General features: G+C 54.1%; 14 protein-coding genes. 10 read left to right on the top strand and 4 right to left on the bottom strand.

Features of this window, described 5'->3' with window-relative positions:
- Window positions 1–15: 15 nt before the first annotated feature.
- On the top strand, window positions 16–1,152 hold the full coding sequence (locus C173_RS28555; RefSeq protein ID WP_036731627.1) for a glycoside hydrolase family 88 protein: 1,137 nt from the start codon (window positions 16–18) through the stop codon (window positions 1,150–1,152).
- A gap of 13 nt (window positions 1,153–1,165) precedes the next feature.
- Window positions 1,166–3,091 carry a DUF2264 domain-containing protein gene (locus C173_RS28560; protein ID WP_081751383.1) on the top strand — a complete coding sequence of 642 codons (1,926 nt, stop codon included), beginning with the start codon at window positions 1,166–1,168 and terminating at the stop codon, window positions 3,089–3,091.
- Between the two features lie 212 nt (window positions 3,092–3,303).
- Here C173_RS28560 and C173_RS28565 read toward each other — a convergent pair whose 3' ends face one another.
- Both C173_RS28565 and C173_RS33190 read right to left on the bottom strand, forming a co-directional pair.
- Window positions 3,304–4,893 carry a response regulator gene (locus C173_RS28565; RefSeq protein ID WP_235192071.1) on the bottom strand — a complete coding sequence of 530 codons (1,590 nt, stop codon included), beginning with the start codon at window positions 4,891–4,893 and terminating at the stop codon, window positions 3,304–3,306.
- A 60-nt stretch (window positions 4,894–4,953) separates the two neighbouring features.
- The gene (locus tag C173_RS33190) at window positions 4,954–6,741 is read right to left on the bottom strand and encodes a sensor histidine kinase (protein WP_235192062.1); all 1,788 of its coding nucleotides are present in this window, start codon (window positions 6,739–6,741) and stop codon (window positions 4,954–4,956) included.
- 212 nt (window positions 6,742–6,953) lie between these two features.
- Between C173_RS33190 and C173_RS28575 the strand changes: the two genes are divergently transcribed.
- From C173_RS28575 to C173_RS28600, 6 genes are all read left to right on the top strand, one after another.
- Window positions 6,954–8,306, top strand: coding sequence for an ABC transporter substrate-binding protein (locus C173_RS28575; RefSeq protein WP_081751384.1), 1,353 nt, complete (start codon window positions 6,954–6,956; stop codon window positions 8,304–8,306).
- A gap of 85 nt (window positions 8,307–8,391) precedes the next feature.
- Complete coding sequence (locus C173_RS28580) at window positions 8,392–9,282, top strand: carbohydrate ABC transporter permease (RefSeq protein WP_036731631.1); 891 nt, start codon at window positions 8,392–8,394, stop codon at window positions 9,280–9,282.
- A gap of 12 nt (window positions 9,283–9,294) precedes the next feature.
- The gene (locus C173_RS28585) at window positions 9,295–10,119 is read left to right on the top strand and encodes a carbohydrate ABC transporter permease (protein WP_036731633.1); all 825 of its coding nucleotides are present in this window, start codon (window positions 9,295–9,297) and stop codon (window positions 10,117–10,119) included.
- A 98-nt stretch (window positions 10,120–10,217) separates the two neighbouring features.
- Window positions 10,218–12,221 carry a beta-galactosidase gene (locus C173_RS28590; RefSeq protein WP_036731635.1) on the top strand — a complete coding sequence of 668 codons (2,004 nt, stop codon included), beginning with the start codon at window positions 10,218–10,220 and terminating at the stop codon, window positions 12,219–12,221.
- 303 nt (window positions 12,222–12,524) lie between these two features.
- Window positions 12,525–13,796: a glycoside hydrolase family 30 protein gene (locus C173_RS28595; protein ID WP_235192072.1), complete on the top strand. Its 1,272-nt coding sequence runs from the start codon at window positions 12,525–12,527 to the stop codon at window positions 13,794–13,796.
- A 310-nt stretch (window positions 13,797–14,106) separates the two neighbouring features.
- Complete coding sequence (locus C173_RS28600) at window positions 14,107–14,754, top strand: FusB/FusC family EF-G-binding protein (protein ID WP_036731637.1); 648 nt, start codon at window positions 14,107–14,109, stop codon at window positions 14,752–14,754.
- Window positions 14,755–14,835: 81 nt separating this feature from the next.
- Here C173_RS28600 and C173_RS28605 read toward each other — a convergent pair whose 3' ends face one another.
- Both C173_RS28605 and C173_RS28610 read right to left on the bottom strand, forming a co-directional pair.
- Window positions 14,836–15,822 carry a hypothetical protein gene (locus C173_RS28605; protein ID WP_036731639.1) on the bottom strand — a complete coding sequence of 329 codons (987 nt, stop codon included), beginning with the start codon at window positions 15,820–15,822 and terminating at the stop codon, window positions 14,836–14,838.
- Window positions 15,800–16,720, bottom strand: coding sequence for an AraC family transcriptional regulator (locus C173_RS28610; protein ID WP_036731641.1), 921 nt, complete (start codon window positions 16,718–16,720; stop codon window positions 15,800–15,802). The genes C173_RS28605 and C173_RS28610 overlap by 23 nt, the downstream gene beginning before the upstream one ends.
- Before the next feature lie 156 nt (window positions 16,721–16,876).
- Between C173_RS28610 and C173_RS28615 the strand changes: the two genes are divergently transcribed.
- Together C173_RS28615 and C173_RS28620 are read left to right on the top strand one after the other, a co-directional pair.
- Entirely contained in the window at window positions 16,877–17,116 is a 240-nt protein-coding gene (locus C173_RS28615) for an acyl carrier protein (RefSeq protein WP_036731643.1), read from the top strand.
- Window positions 17,113–18,456, top strand: coding sequence for a hypothetical protein (locus tag C173_RS28620; protein ID WP_036731645.1), 1,344 nt, complete (start codon window positions 17,113–17,115; stop codon window positions 18,454–18,456). The genes C173_RS28615 and C173_RS28620 overlap by 4 nt, the downstream gene beginning before the upstream one ends.
- The last annotated feature ends 12 nt before the right edge of the window (window positions 18,457–18,468 follow it).

Raw genomic sequence — 18,468 nt, forward strand, 5'->3', positions numbered from 1 at the left:
AAAGGCGGGATTCAAATGAACAGAACCATAGATCAGGCTTGGGTAGATGAGGCTTGGAGTAAGGCACTGGAGAAGACGAGAACGAACAGTATCAGCATCGGGGCGGAGTTCCCGCATGCCAGTCAAGGCGGAAAGTATGTTCTGGAGGTACCAAGCTGGTGGACCGCCGGCTTCTGGCCGGGCATGCTCTGGCAGCTCTATGCCGAGAGCGGCGATGAGAGCCTGAAGGCAGTAGCCGAGCGCTGCGAAGAGCGGCTGGATGAGGTGCTGGACGGCTACGTGAAGCTGGATCATGACCTTGGCTTCATGTGGCTGCTGACCAGCGTCGCCAATTACAAGCTGACGGGCAGTGAAGAATCACGGGTCCGCGGGCTGAAGGCCGCCAACTATCTTGCCGCCCGCTTCAACCTGAAGGGCCGCTATATCCGGGCCTGGAATCCCTGGAGAGAAGGCGAGGACAACAGCGGGGTCGCCATTATTGACTGCAGCATGAACACCAGCCTGCTGTTCTGGGCCTCCGAAGTCACCGGAGACCCGCGTTACCGGCATATCGCGGAGGCGCATATGGATACGGTGCTGGAGCATTTCATCCGGCCGGACGGCTCCGTCTATCATATTGTCAACTTCAACCCGGAGACGGGCGAAGTGGCAGAGAAGCTGGGCGGACAGGGCTATGCGCCGGAATCGGCCTGGTCGCGCGGGGCGGCTTGGGCGCTCTACGGACTGGCGCTGGCCTATCATCATACCGGCAAGCTGAGCTACCTGCATGCGTCCAAGCAGGTTGCGCATTTCTTCCTGACCCGGCTGCCGGAGGATCAGGTGCCGCATTGGGATTTCCGCGCTCCCGGCGATGTCGGGGAGATCCGTGATACTTCAGCCGGTTCCTGCGCGGCAAGCGGTCTGCTGCTGCTGGCCGGGCTGGTGGAAGAATCAGAGGCTTATATCTACCGGAACGGGGCGCTTAGAATTACGGAATCTCTCTACCGTAATTACGGAACTTGGGACCATCCCGGCGAACAGGGGCTGCTTCTTCACGGCACCAGCAACTATCCTGAGGACCGGAACATTGATGTGCCGCTGATCTACGGGGATTTCTTCTATGTCGAGTCACTGGCCCGGATCAAGGGAGCAGGCCCGTTCTATTGGGAGTAGGGGGAGTATGATAATGACGAACAATAAGAGGACTCCGCTGGTTGAAAATCCGGGAACAGGCGATTCGGGGACGGGCAATCTGGCGATTCAGAGCAATCCGCTGAAGACCCGGGACGACCTGCTGGCTGCCCTTGACCAGCTCACAGAGCCGCTTCGGCCGCTCTATAGCAGAGGCTGCGCCAGACTTGAGATTGGGATTACCGGAGCAAGTTATCCGTCAGCCACCGCCGGAATGGAGGGCTTCTCCCGGGTACTCTGGGGACTGATTCCGCTGCTTGCCGGAGGCGGGAACAATGAGCTATGGCCCACTGTGCTGGATGGCATCCGGCACGGCACCGATCCGTCCCATGAGGAATATTGGGGCGATGTACGGGACTTTGACCAGCGGCTGGTGGAGATGGCTGCCTTCGGCTTTGCGCTTGCAGCAATCCCGGAGCACATCTGGTCCCCGCTTGCTCCGCAGGAGCAGGAGCATCTCTACAATTGGTTGAACCAGATCAATTCCCGTCCCTGCTATGACTGTAACTGGCTGTTCTTCAATGTGTTAGTGAATGTCGGCTTCCGTACAGTAGGACGGCCCTATGATGCAGTGCAGCTGGAGAGAAATCTGGCACGGATGGATGCGTTCTATCTGGGAGAAGGCTGGTATAGTGATGGTGTTAACGGACACTGTGATTATTACGGGCCCTTCGCCATCCATTACTATTCGCTGCTGTATGCGAAGCTGATGGAACGGGAAGACCCGGAGCGTTCCCGTCTGTTCAAAGAACGCGCCCGGCTGTTCGCGGCTGAATTCATGGGCTGGTTCGCCCCGGACGGCGCTGCGCTTCCCTATGGCCGCAGTCTGGCGTACCGGTTCGCCCAGTCTGCCTTCTGGAGCGCCTTGGCGTATGCAGAGGTGGAAGGCTTCTCTGCCGGTGTGGTCAAAGGCATCGTCCTGCGCAACCTGCGCTGGTGGTTCCGCCAGCCTATCTTCGATGCAGCCGGCGTGCTGACCATCGGATACATGTATCCGAATCTGGTCATGGCAGAGAATTATAATGCTCCCGGTTCGCCCTACTGGGCGCTGAAGACCTTCCTGCCGCTCGCTCTCGGCGAAGAGCATCCATTCTGGAGCGAACCAGAGCTGCCGCTGCCGGAGCTTCCGGCGGTGAGTGTGCAACATCCGTCGCATCTCGTCCTGGTGCGCGAGCCGGCTTCCGGTCATGTGGCCGCCTTCAACAGCGGGCATCTATCTACCAATGAGCATACGCATACCTCAGCCAAATACGAGAAATTCGTCTATTCTACAGGCTTCGGGTTCAGCGTTCCCCGTTCGGAATGGGGATTGTCACAGGGCGCCTATGATTCTATGCTTGCGCTAAGCGAAAGAGGAGATAACCTCTACCGGGTACGGCGCCGGAATCTGGAATCAGAGATTACGGACAACGTCCTGCGGTCGGTCTGGAAGCCATGGGCTGACGTCGAGGTACGGACCTGGATCATCGCGGGCCTGCCCTGGCATATCCGCATTCACCGGCTGGAGACAGGGCGGGCGCTGGATGCCGCCGAGGGCGGATTCGCGCTGGGCCAGGAAGCGGAGCCTACACAGCAGCTCAGCGGAATCGGCGCAGCGGCAGCTACAGCATGGGGTACGAGCGGCATCAAGGGGCTGACAGGCTACTCGAAGGCCGAGCTGATCTGGCCCAATGCGAATACGAACCTGCTTCGTCCCCGGACAGTGCTGCCTACCCTGACCGCTTCGCTTGAGCCTGGGGTGCATTGGCTGGCTTCTGCGGTATATGGCGATCCTTCGGCGAATCCGCCAGTGGATGGGGGAGGCACCCCCGGCCTGGTTCTGGAGCAGACCCCTGAAGTCTTGCTTAAGGTCAAATTCGCCGGAGATCGTATTACAGTGCTCACCTCTGGCGGAACAGAGATTAGCATTCCGGTGCAATAGGACAGCATTCTGGTAAATAGCGCAGTAGTCTGGTTAATAGTTCAGCATCGGCTTCTTAGCGTCATCATGCAAGAAGGCCAGCAGTCTCTCCGGTTGGAAAGGCTGCTGGCCTTCTATGCTCATGGACCAAATGTATGCGGAAAACCGAACACATTTGGCTAGCGCTTATCGATGGTACCTTAATCGGGACACGGCAAACCTTCAGGATGCGTTTACTCCGTATTGCTGCGGAACTGATTGGGCGTGAGTCCTTTATACTTTTTGAACACCTGATAGAAATATTTCGTATCATTATAACCGGACTGCAGAGCGATGTCCTCGATCCGCATGCCGGGATCTTTGAACAGCTGGCAGGCATGCTCGATGCGGACCTTATGCAGATAATCGATGAAGCTGATCTTAAGCTGCTGCTTGAACAGCAGGCTTAAATAGCCGGGCGTGATATAGATTTCCCTGGCGACAATCTCACGGTTGATATCCTTCATGAAGTGCTCGCCGATATAGCTCTTGGCCGCTTCCAGCAGCTTGTTGCTGTTCTTCTTGGACGTCAGATGCTCACTGACCCGCTGGGCCGTCTCCAGCAGCGACTGGAACAGATTATCCAGACTGGAGCGGGACAGGACATGGATCAGCTCGGTCAGATTCTGTCCGAACACCTTGTTCACGTTGACATTGTTTTCGATGCATAATTTATACAGGGCGAAGAACAGCGCGAAGCTCGACTTGATCACCTGGTCCCTGGACACCGTCTCGGGCTGCAGGGCTACATTGAACAGCGTGAGCTTATCGGCGATGTCCCCGGGAGAACCGCCGCGTACCGCCTTCAGCACCTCCTGCTCCTCATGCAGGGGATAGGAGGATTGAGAGGACTCGGCATCGAATTCGCCACTGTACTCCACGATTTTTGCGATGCCGGTGTAGTTGGTTGTATTCAGGGCCTGGCAAGCCTCCACGAAGGAGTGGCGCAGATGCTCAATATTCTTGTCGATACTTCCGATTCCGGCGGACACGGTGAACTTCAGGAAGCTGGCGATATTCTCCTGAATAACCCGGATATAACCGCTTAATTCCTCCTGATCCGGCAGCTCGTCCATATTGAGGATTAGCACAATATCGTCCTGATGCTCGAAGGCAACGCATAGCACAGTCTCCGGCAGCGACTCCTCGCAAATATTCTTCAGCCCGTACTTCAGCAGCTCCGTATCCTCATGCATATACTTCTCATGCAGCAGCTGGAAATTGTCGATGCGCAGCAGAATGATGCCGTACAGCAAATAGGGGAAAACCAGCTGGTTCATCTTCAGATTAGCCAGCAGCCGGGAATACGCGGGACTCTCGGTGAGAATGAGCTGGCTTAACGTCTTTTCCTTCAGCAGGGGCAGACTCTCCCGGAACCCTTGCCGCAGATGCTCAAGCGTGGTAATCTCCAGCTTCTCCGATTGAATCTGCTCCGTGATGGCCAGAACCGTGCTCAGAATCTCCTGCCGGCGGCTCGGCTTCAGCAGATAGTTGCTGACCCCGGATCTAATGGCTTGCTGGGCATAGGCGAAATCATCGTATCCGCTCATAATGACCGATTTGACGCTGGGGTATTTCTCGGAGACAACCTTGATTAACTCCAGGCCGTCCATTTGCGGCATCCGGATATCTGTTAGCATGATATCGACGGCATAAGTATCCAAGAGTTCAAGTGCCTCCAGGCCGTCTCTGGCTTCGCCTGCAATATGGATGCCGTGCGAATACCAGTCAATCAGGGTCTTTATGCCTACCCGCGCCCGCTCCTCATCATCAACAATAATCATATTATACAAGGGACATCCCCTCCAATCTGTATTCGTATTGTTTATTCGCTCCGGCTTCGTCTATTCTTGCATGTCAGTTACAATCACCGGAACTACGATCTCCACCCGCGTGCCTTCTCCGGGGACACTGGAATAGTTCAAGGCATAGTCACCTTTATAAAAATGCTTCAGCCGTGCCTGGACATTCTGCACCGCATAGCCACCGACATCCCGGGCCGTGTAGACATCCGTCTCATCAGGCATGCTGAGAATCTTTTGCAGCGTCTCCTCGCTCATGCCGCTCCCGTTATCCTCAATCACGAAGATCAGCTTCTCTCCGCGGCGTTGTCCGCTGATGCTTACCCGTCCGCCGCCGCGCTTGCGTTCAATGCCGTGGATCAGCGCGTTCTCAATGAACGGCTGAAGGCTGAGCTTCAGGATGACATAGGCGTACAGCTCCTCAGGAATGTCGATCACATACTCGAGCGATTCCTGGAACCGCATCTTCTGGAGCGACAGATACAGCTCAATCAGCTCTTTTTCCTTGGCTACGCTGGTGAAGCTCTTGCCCTGGTTCAGACTTAACCGGAACAGCCGGGAGAGGTTGATCACCATCTCGCTGATCTTGTCCTGTCCTGCCGCCTCCGCTTCCCAGAAGATCGTGTCGAGCATGTTGTACAGAAAATGGGGGTTGATCTGCGATTGCAGAGCCTTCAGCTCCGCTTCCTGCTCCTTTAGCTTCAGCAGATAGGCATCGTCCACCAGCGCCTTGATGTTGCCGACCATATTATTGTAGCCCCGGCTCAGCTGGCCGATCTCATCCCAATATTTGATCTCCACCTTCTCCTCGAACTGCCCGTTCTGGAAGCGCCGCATCGACAGCAGCAGCGTCTTGATCGGCGCTGTCAGGAAGGAGGAGAAGAACATCAGCAGAGGAATGCTCAGCACCAGGCTGGCTAATACCATCACAAGCACTGCCGATTTGATGGAATTAAGCTCTTGGGTCAACGAACGGAGCGGAACACTGTACAGGGTGATCCAGCCATCCTCGTTGATGTTGTAATTCAGCAGCGTATCCTTGCCTTCCAGGCTGACGATGGTGTTGCCGGAGAGAATGCCTGCTTTGGCCTGCTTCATTACGAAGTCTATGGCTTCGGGACTATAGGTCTCTTTGCCTGCCGACAGCAGCTGTGTGCCCCGTTCACTCAGAATGAGGATGCCGTGATCCTTGTCATACAGATTCGTCAGATAGGTTCTGCGGATGGTCTCCAGATTAATGCCGACGAACACAAAGCCGATCCGGTTCCCGTTCACAATATCGCGGATAATCCGGGTCATGCCGAGCTTGTCATTACGGTTACTCTGAATGAATACATTATTCGCTTCTGTCAGCGGGAACCAGTAGGAGGCACCGTTTAAGGCAACGGTCTGTTTATAAGTATCATTTGAGGTAATTTTGCTCAAACTATACGCACCGCTGCTGTCATCGGTGGCAACCTGAAACAGCGGCTCGGACAAGCTGCCGTACAGAGCCAGATAGTCGAAGCTTCCGGTCACCAGCATCTGGTTCATGATCGACGCGGTGGGTCCGTTATAGAGCTGGTTCTCGATCTTCGCCGAATCCGGGGTATTGCTCCTCAGAGTGTCCTGAACGACTGGAGCGAGGCTGAATACCGTGACCCAGTCGGCTAATGTCTTTTGCATACGGGCGAGATTACTGTCGATCTGCTTGAGCACACTCTGGTTGGAATTGCTCACCTTATTGATAATCTGCTGCTTGGAGATCTTATAGGAGTATGCGCCCAGTGTGCAGGCCACCCCGGTGATCAGCAGGAAGATCAGAATCGTTATCTTGTATCGCAGGTTCATATTCAAGTAGTAGCGCAGCACAGGATCACTAACCTTTTTGATTTTTATCTTATGCGCAATGCCGAATATACACAAGGGAGCTGACAAGCGAAGTCGACAATTTTCAACATTACTCTCTTTTTCTCTACTGACCCTGACTCTAGTGCTCTGGTACGATGTGTTCAGAAACAAAGAAAGCAACCCACGATCAATAACAAATAGGGGGAATTGACATGGTTATGAATTCAAAATCCACACGTAATATACTGCTGGTTACGGTCCTTGCGGCAGTCTCGGTGCTTAGCGCATGCGGAGGCGGCAATGACAAGAACAATAATGCAGGCAGCAGCACGAACGGCGGTACAACCGGCTCTGCGGACAAGGAAGTAACGCTGCGTCTGTTCTCGAACCTTCCCGACCGTAAATCCGGCCAGGGGCTGGCAGAGCAAATGGTAATCGACAACTATATCAAAGCGAACCCCAATGTCAAGATCGATATCGAGACCCTCGCCGAGGAGCCGTTTAAAAACAAGCTGAAGGCGTATATGGCCTCCAACGAAGCGCTGGATGTGACCATGGTTCACGGCGGAGCAGAGCTGAATACGCTGGTACAAGCCGGCTATGTGAAAGAGCTGAACCCTGCAGAATACGAAGGGGACACCTACAAATTCCTGCCGGGCGTCTACAAATCATTCACCTTTAACGACAAGCTCTACGGCTTGCCCCGCAACAGTGACTATGAAGTGATCTATTATAACAAAAAGCTGTTCGATGACAACGGCATCAAGATTCCTACCACTTATGCCGAGCTGTTGGAAGCGGGCAAGCAGTTCCGCGCCAAAGGCATTGAGCCGATGTCGATGAACGGTAAGGACCTGTGGAGCTTTGCGGCCTTCTTCCAGGATCTTGTCGTACGCCTCACCGGCGATCAGAACCTGATGCTGGATGCGGTAGCGAAGAAGAAGAATTTCACTGGCGATGAGAATTTCACCAAAGCTGCTGAGCTGCTGGCCCAGGCCAGAGACACCAAGCTGTTCCAGGAATCGTTCATGACAGCGGACTACGGCGCTTCCCAGAACCTGTTCACGCAAGGCCGGGCTGCTATGTGGTATATGGGCTCCTGGGAAGCAGGGATGGCAACGAATGACAAGCTGCCGGAAGACTTCCGCAACAATGTGAATGTACTGAAATTCCCGGTTGTCGAAGGCGGCAAAGGCAAGGACACCGATCTTTTGGCCTGGAACGGCGGAGGATATTCACTGGTGAGCAGCTCGAAGCATCCTGAAGAAGCCAAGAAGTTCTTCGATTATATGATGTCTGCCGATCAATGGGCCAAGATTGTATGGGATACCGGAGCGGCTGTACCGGCACAGAAATATGAGCTTACCGGCAAAGAGAGCGAGCTGCAGAAGCAACTGACTGAAGTTCTGACAGGGGCTACCAGCACAGCGGGTTCTATCGCCCTTGACTCCGGTACACCTAAGTTCAAGGATGATGCACAGAATGCCTTCGGCAAGTTCTTCGCTGGCGGGTCAACACCTGAACAGCTGCTGGCCGATCTTCAAAAGGCTGCGGAAACACAATAACAGATCACCACTATAGAGAATGAAAGGAGACGGGGCGGGAAGCATTCTTGCCCCTCTCTAATCTTAAGGATGGAGTTGGAGTTCCATGCAAAAAGTATTTAACAACAAAATGGCAATCTTTCTGTTCGTCTTTCCGGGGATTCTCCTGTTCGCCCTGACCTTTCTTGTGCCAATTGTGCTCAGCGCATATTACTCGTTCAGAGACACTTTGTCTCCGGGAACACCCTCGGCATTCATCGGATTCGCCAACTATACAGAGCTGCTGTTTCACGATTCCAGGTTCTGGCTGGCACTTAGAAATGCCGTACTGCTCGGTTTGGGCTTTATCCTGATCCAACATCCGATTGCCATCTTTTTTGCCATTATGCTGGACCGCCTGGGCGGTAAGGCAGAGAAGTGGTTCAGAACGATTTTCTTCATCCCATGTGTCATTTCTGTAGTCGTTATCTCCAAAATGTGGTTATCCCTGCTTGACCCGACCTTCGGCGCCTTCAACAAAATGCTTGATTCCCTGGGACTCGGCTTCCTTAAGCACGCTTGGCTGGGGGACAGCAGCACTGCGCTCGTCTCCATGTTATTCATCCTGATCTGGGCCGGCTTCGGCTGGGGATTGCTGTTCTATTATGCAGGACTCAAAGGCATTCCCGATGATATGTATGAAGCCGCTTCACTGGACGGAGCTTCCGGCTTCCGATTGCACTGGCGGATTACCGTTCCGCTGCTGTCACCGGTTATTACGGTGCAGATTACTTTGGCTATGATTACCGCCTTGAAACAGATGGAGACCGTGTTCCTGACCACTAACGGCGGTCCCGGCGATTCCACCCAATTCCTGGCCGTGTATCTCTATAACAAGGCGTTCTCGGCCAGCCAATATGGTTATGCCAACGCCATCTCGATTCTGTTCATCATTGTCTGCCTGCTTGCCACCTATCTCAGCAACAAACTGACCCGCAGTGATGCGACGGAATTCTAAGGAGGAATCACCATGACAAAAAGCACAAAAACCATACTATGGGTGTTCTTCCTGATCGTCGCCCTGGTTCAGCTGTTCCCGCTCATCTGGCTGGTAGATTTCTCATTCCTCAGCAGCAATGAATTCTACTCCTCCAGCGTCCTGAAATGGCCGAGTGACCCCCAGTGGCAGAACTATATCAATGCCTGGGTGGACGGCAAATTCCTGCGCTACTTCATTAACAGCGCCTTCGTGACCTCAGTGACCATCCTGTTAACGGTTATTCTGTCCCTTACGCTCGGCTATGCCTTTACCCGGATGCAGTGGAAGCTGCGCTCAGTCTTCTTCACCATTATCCTGCTGGGGATTATGATTCCGATTCATGCGACCCTGTTGCCTAACTTTGCCATCTTCAAGGCGCTGGGCTTGACGAATTCCTATCTCGGGCTGATCCTGCCATACACCGCAGTGTCTGTACCGCTGGGAACCTTCATCCTGACCGGCTTCATGCGCAGCATTCCTAGAGCAATGGAAGAGTCCGCTGTGGTAGACGGTGCGAATATTTACCGGATTGTCTTCCAGATCATTGCACCGCTTACCGCGCCTGCACTGGTTACGGTCATCGTCACAACGTTCCTGAACTGCTGGAATGAATTCATTATGGCATCAACCTTCCTGAGTAAGGATGCGCTGAAGACGCTGCCCTTCTCGGTCATGAACTTCGCCGGCCAGTATTCCTCAGACTACGGCTCACAATTTGCGGTCATGGTGCTGACCTCGATCCCGGCCATTGTCATCTACGCCATCTTCAACGAACAGATTACCAAGGGCGTGACAGCGGGCGCAGTAAAAGGCTGATCTTAAAGCGGACCAAACTCTAAGCGTATGCTTCCGAAGCCAGTTTTGCGAAGAGAATTCAGGATGTATATGCTATCAAAACTTTCAGGAGGACTATAATGGATCACTTGTTATATGGCGTTGCTTATTATGATGAATACATGCCTTATGACCGTCTTACGCAGGACATCCAAATGATGAAGGATGCGGGCATTAATACCGTCCGGATTGCCGAATCGACCTGGAGCACACATGAGCCGCAGAATGGGGTATTCGACTTCTCCTCTGTACGTAGAGTGCTGGATGCGATGCATGAGGCCGGAATTCATGTCATTGTAGGAACACCTACCTATGCGGTTCCGGCCTGGATGGTCAAGGAGCACCCGGAGGTGCTGGCGGTCACCGTGAACGGGGAAGGCAAATATGGTGCCAGACAGATTATGGATATCACCAGTCCGGCGTATCTGTTCTACTCGGAGCGGATCATCCGCAAGCTGATGGCTGTGGTACATAAGCATCCGGCGGTGATCGGCTACCAGATCGATAATGAGACCAAGCATTATGAGACGGCCGGACCGAACGTCCAGCTTAGATTCGTCAAATACATGAGGGAGACCTACGGAACGCTCGAAGCCATCAACCACCAGTTCGGTCTGGATTATTGGAGTAACCGGATCGACAGCTGGGAGGACTTCCCGTCTATGGTGGGGACGATCAATGGCAGCCTGGGTGCGGAATTTGCCCGGTTCCAGCGGGGGCTGGTGAATGAGTTCCTGGCGTGGCAGGTCGGAATTGTGAATGAGTATAAGCAGCCGGGGCAGTTCACCACGCATAATTTCGATTTCGAATGGCGGGGCTATTCCTTCGGTGTTCAGCCTTCGGTAGACCACTTTGCGGCTTCGCAGCCTTTTGACATTGCCGGTACAGATATTTATCACCCGTCCCAGGACCAGCTCACAGGTGCAGAGATTGCCTTCGGGGGAGATCTGATCCGCTCGCTGAAGCAGGATAATTACTTCGTGCTGGAGACGCAGGCGCAAGCGTTCCCGGAGTGGACGCCATATCCGGGACAGCTGCGGCAGCTGGCATTCAGCCATCTGGGCTCAGGGGCTTCGATGGTCGCTTACTGGCATTGGCATTCGATTCATAACTCCTTCGAGACCTACTGGAAGGGGCTGCTCAGCCATGACTTCCTGCCTAACCCGGTGTATAAGGAAGCTATGACTATCGGCGCGGACTTCAAGCGGTTAAGCGACCAGTTAATCGGACTGAAGAAGACCAGTAAGGTGGCCGTTATGGTCAGCAATGAAGCGCTGTCGGCGATTGAATGGTTCAAGCTGCCCGGCGGTTTGATCTATAATGATGTGGTTCGCTGGATGTACGATGAGCTCTATAAAATGAACATCGCCTGCGATTTCGTGCAGCCGGGCAGCCCTCGCCTCAGCGAGTATGAGCTGGTTGTGGTTCCTGCGCTGTACGCTGTCTCGGATGAGGCGCTTCAGCAATTGAATGACTACGTCCGCAGCGGCGGCCATGTGGTCTTTTCCTTCAAGAGCGGATTCACCGATGAACAGGTGAAGGTTCGTCATACGGCACAGCCAGGGATCATACATGAGGCCTGCGGGATTGCTTACAGTCATTTTGCCACGCCGAATGCGGTTACGGGACTTACCGGCAAGCTGTCCCCTGAGGGATCGGAAGCAGGCGTTCACACCGTCCGCACCTGGATGGAGATGATCGTTCCCGGTTCAGCGGAGGTGCTGGCCAGCTACGATCATCCCCAGTGGGGCGAATATGCTGCCGTCACCCGGAATACCTTCGGCGAAGGAACAGCCACCTACATCGGTTGTATGACCGGACCTGCCGCACTTGCGGAGATCCTGCGTGATACGCTCCAGCTGGCCGGGTTATGGGGAGCAGACCAGCAGCTGTCGTTCCCGCTCATCGTGAAGTCCGGCGTGAACCGCCAGGGCCAGACCATCCGTTACTACTACAACTACTCAGCCCAGCCGCTCAGCTTTAAATATCCGTACGAAGCCGGAACGGAACTGCTGTCCGGCAATCCGGTGATACAGGATGAGGAACTTACGCTTGGTGCTTGGGGCGTTATGATTATTAAATAAACATAACACTGGAGAACTTAATGAAGAGCGAAAAGGAACGGAGGGGAAATTTGGAACTGTAGGAGCGATAGCGTCCGCCTTTGTGTTTGAATTTCTACCGCTAACAGCGGTTCTAATCAGGAAATCCAAACTGGGCAGCGGCCGGAGGGCCAAATGTTCACCGTAGTGACGACCAAGCTCCCAGTCCAAACCTTAAGTGTGTTTTATATAATAAACATCTACAGCATTGGGGGCATAAGCGTGGACGTGACAGGACAAGTATGGATATCGAGTACAGAAAATGAGCCTTGGGTATCCCATCCCCTGGAAGCCACCACTGCCGAAGCAGTGGATCTGGCGTTCACCGGACAATTACATCAGAATATCGAAGGGTTCGGCGGATGCTTCAACGAGCTGGGGTTCGAGGCGCTGAATATCCTCGCAGACGAGGACAGAAGCGCTGTGCTGCATTCGCTGTTTCACCCGGAAGGGGATCACCGGTTCAGCATTTGCCGCCTGCCGATCGGGGCCAGCGACTATGCCCTGGAATGGTACAGCCTGAATGAGACCGACGGCGATTACGCCATGGAGCATTTCTCCATCGAGCGGGACCGCAAGTATCTGATCCCCTATATCCGCGAGGCTCTCAAGCTGAACCCGGAGCTGAAATTATTCGCTTCCCCCTGGAGTCCGCCAACGTGGATGAAATTCCCGCGCGTCTACAATTACGGCAGCTTGCGCTGGGAGAAGGATATTCTGGAGGCCTATGCGCTCTACTTTGTGAAGTTCGTCCAGGCTTATGCTGAAGAGGGAATTACCATTCATCAGGTACATGTTCAGAACGAAGTGGTGGCCGATCAGAAATTCCCTTCCTGCGTATGGACCGGCGGGCAACTGCTGGAATTCATCCGGGATTATCTGGGGCCGGCTTTTGAACAGCATGGACTTGCTACGGAGATCTGGCTGGGCACGATCAACGCGCCGGAGCCTTGGGACGAGTGGATGAAGAAGAAGGACAGCAGCTTCGATGCCTATGCCCATACAGTATTAAGTGATCCTGAAGCTTACAAGTATGTGAAGGGAGTCGGCTACCAGTGGGCAGGCAAATACGGCATCCAGCGTACGGTACAGGCCTATCCTGAACTGCGTTATATGCAGACGGAGAACGAATGCGGGGACGGGGAGAACACCTGGTTTTATGCCAAATACGTATTTAATCTGTATCAGCATTATTTCACTAACGGCGTGAACGCGTATATCTACTGGAATATGGTGTTGCTGCCTAAGGGGCGCAGTACGTGGGGATGGGAACAGAACTCCATGATTACTGTAGACCCTGGAGGCGTCAAGGCAGTGAACAATCCTGAGTTCTATGTCATGAAGCATTTCGCCCATTTCGTGGGTCCCGGCTCCAGCAGAATCGGACTCAAGGGCAAATGGACCGGCAATGCAGTCGCCTTCGAGACGCCGGAGGGCAGCCGGGTCCTCGTCATTGCCAATCCGTTCAAGGAATCGCGGACGGTTACCCTCTCGAATGACGGCACGCATTACAAGCTGGAGCTGGATGCGGAATCTTTTAATACCCTTCTGCTATAAAATAAACAGTAAAAACCGGCTCCACCATCCGCCGTCATCCCAGGGCATCTGCTGTGCACACCTATAACAATTGGAATTGTTCCGACCGTAATTTCCTGCTATAATTTTGGCAGGTTAGTTGATAGGGGGTTACACGGATGGCAACGAATTGCTCATTAGCTAGGGAGTCCTCATGCAGAGCCTGATCCGGGGCGATACTTTGCGTGGGGCGCGGCAGGACAATCTTGATCGCCCAAACAGATATATCGTTTCTAATCGCAGGCTCTGCACCTTATTGCTGTAATCAATAATAATAAGGGGCTGAAGAGCTGTGAAACCAACATTTATTAGAAACCATCAATATAATTATATTAAGAAACAAGCGGATTTTGTGCTGAAAACACTGCGTTCGGTAGCGGACCGCCGTGTCCTGGAGACCGTAAGATACAGCGCCGAGCTCAACGTGACGGGGGCCTTCGCTTCACTGACCGCCGAGCAGGAGCAGATGCTGCGGGCCATCTCCACCTTCGAGAAGGCCGAGGACTTCCAGCAGTATACCAGCGGGCTGGAGCCTTATCTGGAGCCGTTTCCGCCGATTACGCTGAAGCAGATTCAGAAGCTGTTTCCCAAGAATAAAAAGATGAAGCTGCCTGACCTGCAGTCGTTTGATTTCCGTTATGTCACGTATCTGGCCTGGGCGGACATCGCCACGAACAAGCTGTTCATCGTCTATCCGCATGAAGGGCAGTTCATTGGTGTGGAAGGCCGGATGCTGCCGATGCATAAGAAGGGCTACTGCCTGTTCTGCAACCGGCAGCAGGAGCTTGCCTTCCTGACCGTCAAGACCAAGCCGGAGCTGGCGGCGGCAGATAATTTTGCTTCCGTGGGCCAGTACGTATGTTTGGATAATCAGGGCTGCAATCAGAGCATTACGGATATAAGCGCGCTGGAGCGATTCGTCCTCTCGGTGCGCAAGTAGCAGTATAGTTAGGTTAACAAGAGCAGAGCAGCGGTTCCCGGTTGGGGGCCGCTGCTCTATTTGTTTTGTATAGTAGAGGAGCTATCTGCTAGGCTGCGTAGTCATAGCCAAATCTACCAGTTCCTCCAGAAGCTGTTCTTCCAGGCGGATGATCTCACACATATTCCTGTGAAGCTTCACCCGCGCGGCGGGCTTGTTGCCCGAGCACATCCCCTTAATCATGAACTGATTGATCAGATCCCACTGCTCGCCTGCCTGACGGTAGTCTTCAGCCGCCCGGGAGAGAGCAGGCGCCGGGCCTTCGCGCTCCAGCAGCTGCAGGAATTGGCTGAACCGGATTCGGCTGATCGGCAAGGCGTTGGCATAGATTTTGAAGGCCGAACTGGCTTCGGGTGAGTTATCAGGCTGTATCCCTATTTCCAGATAGGCCTGGGCATACGCCCTGAGCTGGACGCCCACTTGATCCGGCCGAATCTGTTGGGCAGGGCTGGTAAGCACCTCTTGAAGGATCGTCTGCCAATCTGAGCAGGAACGGGAGACTTCGCACCGCCCGAATAAGGCATAGAAATGACAGGCCCCTTCAAGGATGCTGAAATCTATCGCTTCAAGATCCCTGCCATAGTAAGCATCCGTTAGATAGATCAGACTCTTCTCCCTGTCCAGGCCCACGGCAAGACAGGCATGGCTCGTATGCAGCCTGCGGTAGGCTACACACCAGGGACAGTCATAGGAATCGAAGCCAACCAGAACCGGCATGCCTGAGGACAGCTGATTCTCCAGCAGGTCAAGCATATAGTTTCTATCCATTGCCGGTTCAGTCCGTTCTATATAACTGAAGGTAAGGCCATGATACGCGGACAGATAGCCGGTATTGATCCGGGGCAGCCGTATCCGCTCAATCAAAGGCTGGTCCGGGGCTTGCGGCTCATCCAGGAACATCTGCCAGGCATCGCCGTACATGCCTTTGCTGTCCAGTCCCTGCCACTGTGCTACAGACTGGATGCAATCATCAATACAGCTGCGCAGCTTAGGGTAGTGGGTACTTTTAACAGGAGCAATGTTCAACACTGCTCATCATCTCCTTCGCCGAGCAGAAGTGGCTGTGCAGCCGGTCGCGATAAGAAGCGGGAGTCATGCCGCTGAATTCGCGGAAGAGCCGGTAGAAGTATTTCATGTCGTAAATGCCGACCTCAAGGGCCACGGACTGGACGCCAAGCTTCGTGAACAGGAGCAGGATACAGCTGTATTTCATCCGGATCTCCTGGAAGATCTGGATGTAGGACCTGCCGGTCTTATTCTTAAGCAGCCGCTGGAACTGGCGGGAGCTCACCGCAAGCTGGCGGCTCATCTCATTCAGCGTGATCCGCTCACTATAGTTACTGATCATATATAGGAGGACATCATGCAGCGGGTCATACTGCGGTCCCGGGCGTTCGGCGAAGGGAGTGTCTGCTGCGGGCATAATCAGCTTGGCCAGCTCCAGCAGCGGCGGGTATAGACGCTGCTCATCCATAAGCGGGCCAGAGTTCAGCATCCCCTGCAGCCGCCCGAGCAGGAAGAAGATTTCCTTATTCTTCTCCCTGTATCCGAACCATTTCCGCACCTCCAGAAGCTTAAGCAGCGGCAAGCGGGCCTCTTCGGACAAGGGACCCGGCAGCTCTCTGAGCACACTGTCAAGCCCGGGCCTGAGCATACAATTCAGGATCAGCAGCGGCTCGGTACCGCTCAGATCCTGCGGATGAAAGACATGGGATATCCCCGGCGGAATCACTAGAACATCCCCCTGCACCACCTGCATTTTATCCTCACCTGCCAGATGAATGCCTGTCCCTTGAACCACGTAGGCCAGCTCTACGAAATCGTGCTGATGACGTACGGAAGTGACCGTATTTTGAGTCAGGAGCATTTGTACGGGGGAAGAGGAGTCGAATAAATAATCCCCCGTAAATACCGGAAAAGCTTCCATAAACAAACCTCCGTTTCCTGCTTCCTTATGTTGGATGACTGGAATCCACCCTAGTATATCTCAATATTTTGGCGCATTCAACCATATATTAACAACTTAAAATTTGGTATATTCATGCTATTCATTCCAATTCCGCAACCTGAAAGGGGTAGACACATGCAGCAGAAAGTCATTGAGATTATTGCCGAAATCAAGGAGGAACCAGGTTTGCTTCAGACGCTCAGCGGAGCTTCTGACCTGACCCTGGACGCCGCACTTGACTCCCTGCAGATCATTAATTTTATTCTGAGAGTCGAGGATGAATTCAATATAGAGGTAGATTTCGACACCTTTGATCTGGAGCATCTGAAATCAGTGGACCGGTTCTCCGCTTATGTCGCCGGGCTTGCCGTATGATGAGGAATGCTGTGCACTGCGGCAGCCTGGAGTCGGAGCGGTACTGGCGGGAGGAGGATCTGGCCTCCTTGCCGGCCATTCCCGATGCGAAGGCGCTGGCTATCGTGCAGGCGATGGATGAAATGCTGTTTGTCTTTTGCGGGAGCGGCGATGTGCTCTTAACCCGCCAGGGGATGAACCGGGCACAATATGACTATCTTCAATCGCTCGGTTATGCTTTCAGCACCAATATGGATGCGCTCCGCCTGGAGACAGTGGAGTCTGTTCCCGCACAGGCGGCGCTGAATATATTTGAACTGCTGGGCCGGATGGACGCCGGGCAGGAACCGGACCGCTTAATACCGGAAGGAGCGCTGCTGGAGCCCTTCGCCGTGCTTCCCGGGACACAGGAGGCGGTTAGCCGGTACAAGCTTTTGCCTACGTTGCCTGATGAAGAGATTGTACGGGCGGTGAATACCAAGAGCTATTCTACAGCGATGCGGGACCGGCTGGGACTGCCGAATATTGCGGTAGTGGTCGACAGTCTGGAGGAGCTGCTGCAATCGGGACAAGCACTGCTGGAGAAGGGGGCTTTCCTGATCAAGGACGAGTATGGGGTATCCGGTAAAGGGAATCAGCTGGTGGATTCAGAGCGTATGCTGCGCCGGATGGCCGGGCATCTGGAATCGAGCCGCAATCAGGGCAAAAGAATCCGGTTTGTCCTTGAGCCTCTGCTGGACCGGGAGACAGACTTCTCCTGCCAGTTTCAGATTGATCCGGAAGGCCGGGTCACCCTTTTGTCTGCCCAGCAGCTGGTGAACCAGGGCTTCGCCTTCGGAGAATCCCGCTCCCCGCAGCCGTCTCTACTGGATAAGCTGGACAAGGAAGGCTACTGGGAGACCATGCACAGCATAGGCCGGGAGCTGCACGCTGACGGATATTACGGTGAGGTGTGTGTTGATTCCATGCTGCTGCGTGACGGAAGCCTGGCGCCTCTGGTAGAGATCAATGCCCGCAAGTCGATGAGTCTGATCAAGCATCATGTAGACCGCCGGTTCAAGCAGGAGGGCATGCACACTTGTCTGATTCAGGTACCGCTGGCGGCTATGGGCAAGGTTCATTATGAGGAGCTGCTGGAGCGGATGGAGGAGACGGGGGTTTTATTCTCGCTGCGGGCAGGTGAAGGTGTGATGCCCTTGACCTCTAGCGCGCTCCAGCCGCTGGACCCCTCCCGTGCTGCCGGTTCCACAAAGGGCAAGCTGTATGCGGCCCTGACTTACCGGAGTGAAGACAGCAAGCATGGGCTCATCCGTTCGCTGGACGAATCTCTCATGCGCACAGGCTATACTATCCTGCGATAAAGAAAGGAACCC

The organism is Paenibacillus sp. FSL R7-277 (assembly GCF_000517965.1).
Classification (GTDB): Bacteria; Bacillota; Bacilli; order Paenibacillales; family Paenibacillaceae; genus Paenibacillus_AQ; species Paenibacillus_AQ silagei.

Coding starts and splice junctions, on each gene's coding strand:
- C173_RS28555 (WP_036731627.1), top strand. CDS start 16: ATGAACAGAACCATAGATCAGGCTTGGGTAGATGAGGCTTGGAGTAAG.
- C173_RS28560 (WP_081751383.1), top strand. CDS start 1,166: ATGACGAACAATAAGAGGACTCCGCTGGTTGAAAATCCGGGAACAGGC.
- C173_RS28565 (WP_235192071.1), bottom strand. CDS start 4,893: ATGATTATTGTTGATGATGAGGAGCGGGCGCGGGTAGGCATAAAGACC.
- C173_RS33190 (WP_235192062.1), bottom strand. CDS start 6,741: ATGAACCTGCGATACAAGATAACGATTCTGATCTTCCTGCTGATCACC.
- C173_RS28575 (WP_081751384.1), top strand. CDS start 6,954: ATGGTTATGAATTCAAAATCCACACGTAATATACTGCTGGTTACGGTC.
- C173_RS28580 (WP_036731631.1), top strand. CDS start 8,392: ATGCAAAAAGTATTTAACAACAAAATGGCAATCTTTCTGTTCGTCTTT.
- C173_RS28585 (WP_036731633.1), top strand. CDS start 9,295: ATGACAAAAAGCACAAAAACCATACTATGGGTGTTCTTCCTGATCGTC.
- C173_RS28590 (WP_036731635.1), top strand. CDS start 10,218: ATGGATCACTTGTTATATGGCGTTGCTTATTATGATGAATACATGCCT.
- C173_RS28610 (WP_036731641.1), bottom strand. CDS start 16,720: ATGGAAGCTTTTCCGGTATTTACGGGGGATTATTTATTCGACTCCTCT.
- C173_RS28615 (WP_036731643.1), top strand. CDS start 16,877: ATGCAGCAGAAAGTCATTGAGATTATTGCCGAAATCAAGGAGGAACCA.
- C173_RS28620 (WP_036731645.1), top strand. CDS start 17,113: ATGATGAGGAATGCTGTGCACTGCGGCAGCCTGGAGTCGGAGCGGTAC.